The organism is Catellatospora vulcania (assembly GCF_009720385.1).
In the GTDB taxonomy this organism is placed as follows: domain Bacteria; phylum Actinomycetota; class Actinomycetes; order Mycobacteriales; family Micromonosporaceae; genus Catellatospora; species Catellatospora vulcania.
This window is the reverse complement of the sequence record NZ_ML769305.1, coordinates 71,953-80,197: the sequence shown is the minus strand read 5'-3', so window position 1 is coordinate 80,197 and position 8,245 is coordinate 71,953. Positions and strand designations below refer to the sequence as shown.

The following is an 8,245-nucleotide window of genomic DNA, read 5'->3' as shown; positions in this document are numbered from 1 at the left end:
CCCCTCCTGCCTAGCGGCTTCCCATTGTGGTTCGCGGCAACACCGATTACGCCCCACGTCTATGCAGGGCGCCGCGCGGCGGGGCGTATGAGGTGGCGGGTCAGGTGAGGCGGACGGAGGTGCGGGGGATCGAGCGGGTGTAGCCGAGGCGGCGGTAGAGGGCCAGCGCGCGGGTGTTGTCGGACATGACGCCCAGGGAGCTGATGCCGAACTCGGCGACCAGGCGGCGGGTCAGGGCGGTGGTGAGGGCTGCGCCGTGGCCGCGTCCCTGCGCGGTGGTGGCGACGGCGATGCCGGCCAGGAAGCCGACGCCGTTGAGGCTGCGGTCGCCCGCGACGGCCACCAGCCGGCCACCGGCACGGACGCCGTACCACTGCCGGATGCGCGGATCATCGGGACGGCTGGTGCTGTCCGGCAGCGCGTCGTCCAGCACCGCGGCGACGTCGTCGTGCTCGGCCGGATCCAGGGCGACCACGCCGGCCTCGGCCGGGCGCGGCGCGGGTGCGTCGGCCGTCCACAGGTAGTCCCAGTCGTCGTGGGTGTCGGCGGGCAGCACCGCCGCCGCGGCGCGGGTGATCCGGGGCAGGTGCAGCCAGGTGCCGGCCGTCAGCGGGCCGTCGGCGGCGAGCCGGGCGAACAGCGCCACGACCGGGGCCGGGTCGCCGAGCGAGGCCGCGATCGGGCCCCACGGGCCGAGCGAGGTCCAGGCCAGCGCGCCGGCCAGGACGTACCCCCGAACGTCGTCGCCGCCTGCGGTGAGGCGCGCATAGGGGTGGTCGTCCACCTTCGCGAGCAGGTCGTCACGTCCGAAGAAGTCAGGGGTGAGGGCCACGACGTCACCTTACCGGTCGGGTCGGTGAAGATCGGCCGAGGCGGCCCGTCGCGGTGCCGGGTATCGTCTGCGTGATGCAGACCGACGGCCTCTTCTCCCTGGAGCCCTCGCCGACTGATCGCAGGATCGGTTCGCCGGGCTTCGAGGCGCCGTCGGCGGACGCCCCGCTGGCGGTCCGGCTGCGCCCGGCGGGCATCGACGAGCTGGTCGGCCAGGAGCATCTGCTGGCTCCGGGAGCGCCGCTGCGCCGCCTGGTCGCGGGCGGCGCGCCGATGTCGGTGATCCTGTGGGGGCCGCCCGGCTGCGGCAAGACCACGATCGCCCACCTCGTCGCCGACGCCGACGACCGGCACTTCGTCGCGATGTCCGCGCTGACCGCCGGGGTCAAGGAGGTACGCGAGGTCATCGACACCGCGCGCCGCCGACGCCGGGCAGGCGGCCCGCCGACCGTGCTGTTCATCGACGAGGTGCACCGGTTCACCAAGACCCAGCAGGACTCGCTGCTGGCCGCGGTCGAGGACCGCACGGTGACGCTGCTCGCGGCGACCACGGAGAACCCGTACTTCTCGATCATCTCGCCGCTGCTGTCGCGCTGCGTGCTGCTGACCCTCAAGCCGCTGGACGACGAGGCGGTGCGCGGCCTGGTCCGGCGTGCCCTGACCGACCCGCGCGGCCTGGGCGGCGCGGTGACCATCGCCGGCGAGGCCGAGGACCACCTGGTCCGGCTGGCGGGCGGCGACGTGCGCAAGGCGCTCACCGCGCTGGAGGCCGCGGCCGGCTCCGCGCTCGCGATCCACGACGGCGACGGCGTGCCCGAGATCGACGTGGCCACCGCGGAACGCGCGGTCGACGTGGCGGCGCTGCGCTACGACCGCGCCGGGGATGCCCACTACGACGTGATCAGCGCGTTCATCAAGAGCATGCGCGGCTCGGACGTGGATGCGGCGCTGCACTACCTGGCGCGGATGCTGACCGCGGGCGAGGACCCGCGCTTCATCGCCCGGCGACTGATCATCTTCGCGAGCGAGGACGTCGGCCTGGCCGACCCGACGGCACTGACCGCCGCGGTGAACGCCTCGTACGCGGTGCAGCACGTCGGCCTGCCCGAGGCGCAGCTGAACCTGGCCCAGGCGGTCGCCCACCTGGCCACCGCCCCGAAGTCCAACGCGGTCACCACGGCCATCTTCGCGGCGATCGCCGACGTGCGCGCCGGCAAGGCGGGCGCGGTGCCCCCGCACCTGCGCGACGCGCACTACGCGGGCTCGAAGGGCCTGGGCCACGGCATCGGCTACCGCTACCCGCACGACGACGCCCGAGGTGTGGTGGGTCAGCAGTACCCACCCGACGACCTCGTGGGCGTGGACTACTACCGTCCCACCGGACACGGTGGCGAACGGCACATCGCCGAACGCCTGCCGAAGCTGCGCGCCGTCGTCCGGGGCGCGGGCAACACAGGTACGCAGCGAGGAGAAGCCGGTGAGTGAGCGCAGCGAACGAGCCATGGGGCTCAGTGCGGCTCATCGTGCCGGCGAGCGAAGCGAGGAGAAGCGATGAGCGAACGCAGTGAGCGAGCCATGGGGCTCAGTGCGGCTCATCGAGCCGGCGAGCGCAGCGAGGAGAAGCGATGAGCAGGGCCGATGCGACCGACGGACGTGGCCGGAAGAAGGGCCGCGGCGGCGAGGCCGAGGAGGTCCCGCAGGAGGAGACCGGCTGGCTTGACGATCTGCGCGGCGCCAAGCAGGCCAAGGACCAGTTCGAGGACGCCGACTTCACCGACGGCGGCAGCAGCCGCTGGGACAAGCTGAGCGCGCTGAGTGAGGACGCCCCGGCGGGCCGTGCCCCCGGTGCGCCCGCGGACGCCGGTCGCCGTCCGCGGGGCGGCGACGCACCCGCGGGCCGCCGTCGCGACGAGGACACCACGGGCGCCCGCCGCCCGGCTGAGGACCCCGCAGGAGGTGCCCGCCGACCCGGTGAGGACACCGCGGGCGGCGCTCGCCGCGCTGGTGAGGACACCCAGGGTGGCCGCCGGCGCACCCCGGAGGAGCCGCCCGCCGGTCGACGCCGTGCCGACGACGAGCCGTCCGGCCGCCGCCGGGCCGGTGAGGACACCGCAGGTGGGCACCGCACCGCCGGTGAGGACACGCTGAGCGGCCGTCGCCGCGCCGAGGAGGACCCCGCGGGCCGCCGCCGGGCCGACGACGACACCGCCGCCGGACGCCGTCGCGGCGGCGAGGACACGCAGACCGGCCGCCGCCGGGCCGAGGACGAGCCCACCGGCGGTCACCGCCGGGCCGCCGAGGAGCCGGTCGGCCGCCGCGCGGCGGAGGAGCCGCCGGGCCGCCGGGCCGCCGAGGAGCCGGTCGGCCGCCGTGCCGCGGAGGATCCGCCGGGTCGACGGGCCGCCGCGGACGACACCGGCAGCCGCCGCGGCGTCGCGGACGAGCCCACCGGCCGCCGTGCCGTCCGGCCGGAGGCGGAGGAGCCGCGCCGGGGCCGTCCCGAGCCCGCGCCGGTGGAGCCGCCGCCGGTCCGTGGCCGCCCCGAGCAGCCGTTGCGTAAACCCGGCGGGGAGCCGCCGGTGGTGCGCCGCCGCGAGATGGACCCCACCCGCACCGGTGAGATGCCGCGTACCCCGAACGCGCCGAACGTGGACGGCGGCCGAGGCCGTCCGGGCATGCCGCCCGGCCCCGCCGGTATGCCTGGTTCGCCGGTGGTGCGCCCGCCGGTGCGGCCGGAGCCGCAGCGCGCTGCCTTCCCGGCGGTGGCCCCGGTCTCCCCGGCCCGCCCGAACCGGGGCGGCGTGCCCGTCCCGCCGGCCGGTCCGCCGCAGGGCGGCCCCGTTCCGCTCGGCGGTATGCCGCCGCAGGCGGGACCCAACGCCGGTCCCGGGCCGAAGTCCGGACCCCATGCCGGTCCCGGCCCGATGGCGGGCCCGATGCCTGGCGGGCCCAACGCCGGACCGGGCCCCATGCCTGGCGGACCCAACGCCGGACCGGGCCCGAAGCAGGGTGGACCCAACGCCGGTCCGGGCGCCGCCGCCGGTGGACGTCCGCCGGGCCGTCCCGAGCCGATCGCGGTGCGCCCACCGGACCCGAACGCGGTGGTGCCGCCGGCGGGCGGCGACCGCCGGGCCGGGCTGGCCGCGGGCGTCGACGTCATCCGCGGCGCCCGGTCGGAGGTGCGCAAGCAGCTGCGCGAGCAGCAGCGGCTGCGCATGTGGACGCTGATCGCCCTGGTGGCGGTCATCGTCGGGGCGCTGCCGTTCTACTTCGTGCTGCGCGCGGCGACCCGTGACCCCGTGCTGACCACGCTGGACGCGCTGGACGTGCCGTCGTGGGCGGTCGCCGCCGGCAAGACCGAGGACAACATCTACGGCAGCCGGTGGTGCCTGATCGACTGCCGCTACCGCGAGCGCTCGCTGGAGTCCGAGAAGGGCATCGACGAGACCACGCAGGCGTACACCAAGGCGCTCACCGACGCTGGCTGGGCCCGCTGGGACGTGCCCAGCTGCGTGCTGGACGAGGGCACCGACGGCAAGTACTCGTGCTGGCGGCGCGACGAGTTCACGCTGGACCTGTGGGTTCGTCCGATCACCACACCGGAGTGCACCGACCTGCTGCGCAACCGTCCCACCATCGGCCCGAGCGAGGAGTCGGCGGCGCAGCCGAGCGCTGACCCGTCCGCGGAGCCGTCCACCGCGCCGGCCGCCGACCCGGACGCCTGCAAGGGCTCCGCGGTGACCATCAAGGTGCAGAACACGGTCGCCGACGACCGCATCCGGTTCACCGGTGACCCGAACGGGGAGCAGGGCGCCGGTGGGGACGAGGAGACCGGCGAGGAGCCCGGGACGGAGAGTCCTGCCCCGACACCGTCGGCGAGCTGAGCCCGGCTGCTGCGAGCGCCGCCGCGGCGGGCGGTAGGGTCTGCACGTCAGGACAAAGTGCGACGTGCGGAGGATGTGGCATGTCTGGAGGCGAGATCGCGGGGCTGATCGCGGCGGGTGCGTTCGCGATGCTGGTGCTGGTGCTTGCCGTGCCGATCCTGCGGCTGCGGCACACCATCGACGCCGCCACGGTGACGTTGCGGCAGGTCAGCCAGCGCACGGGCCCGATCCTGGACAACGTGAACCTGACCGTCGACAACGTCAACACGGCGCTCGGCCAGTCCCAGGTCACGCTGGACGGGGTCAACGTGCAGCTGGCCAAGGTCGACGTGATGACCCAGCACCTGGCGGCGACCACGGCCAACGTGTCGAACCTGGTGAGCGTCGTCACCGCGACCGCGGCCAGCCCGCTGGTGAAGGCGGCCGCGTTCACGTACGGCGTACGGCGCGCCACCGCGGCCCGTAAAGAAGCCGATGAGGCGAAGTCGGTGCGTGACGAGCTCAAGGCGCGCAAGCGCACCCGGCGGGGCTGAGCCATGATCCGCAGGTTGCTCTGGCTCGGCGTGGGCATCGGCGTCGGCGTCGTGGTGGTGCGGTTGGTGACCCGCCAGGCGCGCAAGTTCACCCCGGCCGGGCTGGCCGGCACGGCCCAGGAATCCATTGGTCATGCCGCGGGCTCGGTGCGAAGCTTCATGGACGACGTCCGTGACGGCATGGCCGACCGCGAGGAGCAGCTCTTCGCAGCGTTCGAGGACGGCGTCTCGATCGAGCCCGTCGACCTGCCCTGGGCCCACGGGGTCGGCAGCAAGTTCTATCAGTTCAAGCAGCAGCAGGAAGGCGAGCAGCAGCGATGAGGACCGCGGAAGTCAAGCGACGGTTTCTGGCGCACTTCGAGGCCAACGGGCACACCGTGGTCCCGAGCGCTCCACTGCCGGCCATCGACGATCCGAACCTGCTGTTCGTCAATGCCGGCATGGTGCAGTTCGTGCCCTACTTCCTGGGCCAGCAGACCCCGCCGTTCCGGCGTGCGGTCAGCGTGCAGAAGTGCATCCGGACGCCGGACATCGACGAGGTCGGCAAGACCTCCCGGCACGGCACGTTCTTCCAGATGAACGGCAATTTCTCCTTCGGTGACTATTTCAAGGAGGAGGCGATCCGCCTCTCCTGGGATCTGATCACCAAGCCGGTCGCCGACGGCGGGTTCGGCATCGACCAGAGCAAGATCTGGGCGACGGTGTATCTCGACGACGACGAGTCGATCGGGTTCTGGCGTGCGGTCGGCCTGCCCGCGGAGCGCATCGTGCGCCGCGGCAAGGCGGACAACTTCTGGTCCATGGGCATCCCGGGGCCGTGCGGCCCGTGCTCGGAGATCTACGTCGACCGCGGCCCGGCCTACGGCCGCGAGGGCGGTCCGGAGGTCGACGAGGACCGCTACATGGAGATCTGGAACAACGTCTTCATGCAGTACGAGCGGGGCCCCGGCACCGACAAGGAGAACTACCCGATCCTGGGCGCGCTGCCGGCGCAGAACATCGACACCGGCATGGGCCTGGAGCGGATGGCCTCGATCATGCAGGGCGTCGACAACCTCTACGAGATCGACGAGGTGCGCCCGCTGATCGACAAGGCGTGCGAGCTGACCGGCAAGCGCTACAACGTCAGCCACACCACCACGGCGGCCGAGTCGCACCCCGACGACGTGCGGCTGCGCGTCATCGCCGACCACGTGCGCACCGCGCTGATGCTGATCGGCGACGGCGTGACGCCGTCCAACGAGGGTCGCGGCTACGTGCTGCGCCGCATCATGCGCCGGGCGATCCGGGCGATGCGCCTGCTCGGCTACGAGGACCCGGCCCTGCCGGAGCTGCTGCCGGTGGCGCGCGACTCGATGTCACCGTCGTACCCGGAGATCGCGACCGACTTCGGCCGCATCTCGCAGTACGCGTACGCCGAGGAGGAGGCGTTCCGCACCACGCTGCGGGCGGGCACCACCATCCTCGACGTCGCGGTGGCGGACACCAAGAAGGCCGGCGGGAAGTCGCTGGCCGGTGACAAGGCGTTCCAGCTGCACGACACGTACGGCTTCCCGATCGACCTGACCCTGGAGATCGCGGCCGAGCAGGGCCTGTCGGTGGACACCGACGGGTTCAAGCGGCTCATGGCCGAGCAGCGCAAGCGGGCCAAGGCCGACGCGCAGGCGCGCAAGACCGGCCACGCCGACCTGTCGGCGTACCGGGGCGCGCTGGACGCGGGCGGGGCGGTGGAGTTCACCGGCTACGCCGAGGTGTCGCGTGAGTCGAAGGTGCGCGCGCTGGTCGGCAGCGGCGGCCTGATCACGTCGGCGGGCGAGGGCGAGCTGGTCGAGGTCGTGCTCGACGTCACGCCGTTCTACGCCGAGGGCGGCGGCCAGCTGCCCGACCTGGGTGTCATCACGGTCGGCGGCGGCAAGGTCGAGGTGCTCGACGTGCAGCAGCCGCTGCCGGGCCTGATCGTGCACAAGGGGCGGGTGCTGGAGGGCGAGGTCCGTTCCGGCGAGGCCGGCTACGCCCAGATCGACGTGGAGCGCCGCCGGGCCATCTCCCGCGCGCACACCGCGACGCACCTGGTGCACCAGACCATGCGCAACTTCCTCGGCGAGTCGGCGACGCAGGCGGGTTCGCTGAACGCGCCGGGCCGGCTGCGGTTCGACTTCAACACGCCCGGGGCTGTGCCGACCAGCGTGCTGCACGACGTCGAGCAGCAGGTCAACGAGGTGCTGATGAGCGACCTTGAGGTGCGCGCGTTCGTCACCTCGCAGGCCGAGGCCAAGCGGCTGGGCGCGATGGCGCTGTTCGGCGAGAAGTACGGCGAGTACGTGCGGGTCGTCGAGGTCGGCGAGTACGCCCGGGAGCTGTGCGGCGGCACCCACGCGGCCCGCTCCGGCCAGCTGGGCCTGGTGAAGATCCTGTCGGAGGCGTCCATCGGCTCCGGCGTGCGCCGGGTCGACGCGCTGGTCGGCATGGACGCCTTCCGGCACCTGGCCAAGGAGCACCTGCTGGTGTCGCGCCTGGCCGAGCTGTACAAGGTGCCCAGCGAGCAGGTCGCCGACCGGGTCGAGCAGACCGTGGCGCAGCTGCGCGACGCCGAGCGCGAGCTGGAGAAGATGCGCGCGCAGCTGGTGCTCGGCGGGGCCGCGGCGCTGGCCGAGGGCGCGCTGGACCTGGGCGGCGTGGCGTACGTGGGCACCGAGGCGCCGGAGGGGGCTGCGGTCAACGACGTGCGCACGCTGGCGCAGGAGGTGCGCGGCCGCTTCCCGGCGGACCGTCCCGCGGTCGTCGCGGTGGCTTCGCGGGCCAACGGCAAGGCGTCGCTGATCGTGGCGGTCAACGAGGCGGCCAAGTCCCGCGGGATCTCCGCGCAGGACCTGGTCAAGGGCGCGCTGTCGGGCCGCGGCGGCGGCAACGCCGACCTGGCGCAGGGCGGCGGCGTGCCGGCCGACCAGGCCCCGCACCTGCTGGGCGCGGTCCAGAACGCGGTGCAGAGCCGCTGAT

General features: G+C 73.8%; 6 protein-coding genes. 5 read left to right on the top strand and 1 reads right to left on the bottom strand.

All coding sequences use genetic code 11. The features are described 5' to 3' along the window. Nucleotides 1–100: 100 nt before the first annotated feature. Entirely contained in the window at nt 101–832 is a 732-nt protein-coding gene (locus tag F6W97_RS12285; RefSeq protein WP_155370398.1) for a GNAT family N-acetyltransferase, read from the bottom strand. Nucleotides 833–906: 74 nt separating this feature from the next. On the opposite strand from F6W97_RS12285, the gene F6W97_RS12280 reads away from it, so the two are divergent. The 5 genes from F6W97_RS12280 to alaS all read left to right on the top strand — a co-directional run bounded on the left by F6W97_RS12280 (nt 907) and on the right by alaS (nt 8,244). After that, nucleotides 907–2,316, top strand: a complete 1,410-nt coding sequence (locus F6W97_RS12280) for a replication-associated recombination protein A (protein ID WP_155370397.1) — start codon at nt 907–909, stop codon at nt 2,314–2,316. A 140-nt stretch (nt 2,317–2,456) separates the two neighbouring features. Then, on the top strand, nt 2,457–4,715 hold the full coding sequence (locus F6W97_RS41225; protein ID WP_155370396.1) for a hypothetical protein: 2,259 nt from the start codon (nt 2,457–2,459) through the stop codon (nt 4,713–4,715). Between the two features lie 80 nt (nt 4,716–4,795). Next, on the top strand, nt 4,796–5,248 hold the full coding sequence (locus tag F6W97_RS12270; RefSeq protein WP_155370395.1) for a DUF948 domain-containing protein: 453 nt from the start codon (nt 4,796–4,798) through the stop codon (nt 5,246–5,248). Between the two features lie 3 nt (nt 5,249–5,251). Continuing rightward, nucleotides 5,252–5,569 carry a hypothetical protein gene (locus tag F6W97_RS12265; protein ID WP_230686618.1) on the top strand — a complete coding sequence of 106 codons (318 nt, stop codon included), beginning with the start codon at nt 5,252–5,254 and terminating at the stop codon, nt 5,567–5,569. Further along, nucleotides 5,566–8,244: an alanine--tRNA ligase gene (gene alaS, locus F6W97_RS12260; protein ID WP_155370394.1), complete on the top strand. Its 2,679-nt coding sequence runs from the start codon at nt 5,566–5,568 to the stop codon at nt 8,242–8,244. Before F6W97_RS12265 ends, alaS begins: the two co-directional genes overlap by 4 nt. The last annotated feature ends 1 nt before the right edge of the window (nt 8,245 follow it).

Excerpts from the sequence above, each read along its gene's own strand:
- F6W97_RS12270 (WP_155370395.1), top strand. The coding sequence starts at position 4,796 with ATGTCTGGAGGCGAGATCGCGGGGCTGATCGCGGCGGGTGCGTTCGCG.
- F6W97_RS41225 (WP_155370396.1), top strand. The coding sequence starts at position 2,457 with ATGAGCAGGGCCGATGCGACCGACGGACGTGGCCGGAAGAAGGGCCGC.
- F6W97_RS12265 (WP_230686618.1), top strand. The coding sequence starts at position 5,252 with ATGATCCGCAGGTTGCTCTGGCTCGGCGTGGGCATCGGCGTCGGCGTC.
- F6W97_RS12280 (WP_155370397.1), top strand. The coding sequence starts at position 907 with ATGCAGACCGACGGCCTCTTCTCCCTGGAGCCCTCGCCGACTGATCGC.
- alaS (WP_155370394.1), top strand. The coding sequence starts at position 5,566 with ATGAGGACCGCGGAAGTCAAGCGACGGTTTCTGGCGCACTTCGAGGCC.